Here is a 1557-nt window from a genome sequence, read left to right as displayed (position 1 = left end):
TCACGCAGCGCCGCGTCGATCAGTGCCTCAAGCGAGGCCTTCTCGCCCTGCAAGACGTTGCGACGCTGGCGCAGCTGATCGCGCTCTCCATCCAGCGCCAGACGATCAGCCTGGGCCTGCTCACGGGCTTCACTGGCCTGCTCGCGGCGCGACTCCAGCGATTCGCCACTGAGCGACAATTCATCGAGCTGCTCGCGCAGCACCTCGCGGGCTTCACGCAACTCGGCGACATCCGGCAGCTCCGCCAGCTGCTGGCGACGGCGTTCGCGCTGGCGCTCGGCGTCGACGATGGCATTCTCGAGCTGCTGGATCTCGCTCTGGGCCCGCTCGGCGCCACGCTGGGATTCGTTGTCGGCCTGACTGAAGCGCTCCCACTCGCTCTGACTGTCCTGGCGGCGCTCTTCGGCCTCCTCCAATGACAGCTCGAGCCCTTCGAGGGTCTCGCGGGCCAGCTCGAGTTCCGGGGCGATGTCTTCCAGGCGCGCATCGATCATCTCGAGGCGCTCGCCGTCCTCGCCCTCGACGCGCTGGATATCGCTCAGCTCACGCCTGGCCATCTCGAGATCCGCCGCCAGCTGCTGCTCACGGGTGCGAGCGTGCTCGAGACTCTGCTCGAGGCGCGCGATCTGGGCGCCGGTCTCATAGAAGGCGGCCTGATGGGTTTCCAGCTCTCCCGCCAGCTCGTCGTGCTGATAGCGCTGCTCTTCCAGCTGGCTCTCGCACTGACGCTGCCCGAGAATCTCGCGCTCGACACCGGTTTCCAGCTCCGCGACGCGTGACTGCTGCTCGCGCTGCTGCGCACGCAGGCCCCGCCGACGCAACACGGCCAGCTCGCCCTTGAGGCGATATTCGTCCTGTTTGAGGGTCTGATAGCGCTTGGCGGCCTCGGCCTGACGCTTGAGGCGCTCGAGCTGCTTGTCGAGCTCCTCACGCAGGTCATCCAGGCGCTCCATGTTCTCCTGGGTGCGCTTCATGCGGTTCTCGGTCTCGCGGCGGCGCTCCTTGTACTTGGAGATGCCCGCGGCTTCCTCGAGGGTGCTGCGCAGGTCATCCGGGCGCGCCTCGATCAGCTGCGAGATCATGCCCTGACCGATGATGGAGTAGGAGCGCGGCCCGAGGCCGGTGCCGAGGAAGACGTCGGCGATATCACGCCGGCGACATTTCTGGCCATTGAGGAAGTAGCCGGACTGGCCATCGCGCGTCACCAGACGCTTGACGGCGATCTCGGCGTACTCGGACCAGGCGCCCCCGAGACTGCCATCGGCATTGTCGAAGGTCAGCTCGATGGAGGCCTGCCCCACCGGCTTGCGCCCGGTGGAGCCATTGAAGATGACGTCCGTCATCGACTCGCCGCGCAGATTCTTGGCGCTGGACTCGCCCATCACCCAGCGCACAGCATCGATGACGTTCGATTTCCCGCAGCCGTTGGGGCCGAGAATCGCCGTCATGTTGCTGTCGAAGGGCACGGTGACCGGATCGACGAAGGATTTGAAGCCGACCAGCTTGATCGATTTGAGCCGCATTGCGCCTGGCGCGTCCTTGAGTCTGGAGAAAGAA

At 65.9% G+C, this 1557-nt stretch carries 1 protein-coding gene; it reads right to left on the bottom strand.

The features are described 5' to 3' along the window. The coding region (locus AC4FAH_RS02570) for a chromosome segregation SMC family protein (RefSeq protein WP_490245614.1) at positions 1–1523 on the bottom strand (1523 nt) is incomplete at its 3' end. Between the last annotated feature and the right edge of the window lie 34 nt (positions 1524–1557).

It is taken from the genome of Cobetia sp. (genome assembly GCF_983723665.1).
Note: the sequence above shows the minus strand (reverse complement) of the source record. Positions and strands in the feature narration are given on the sequence as shown.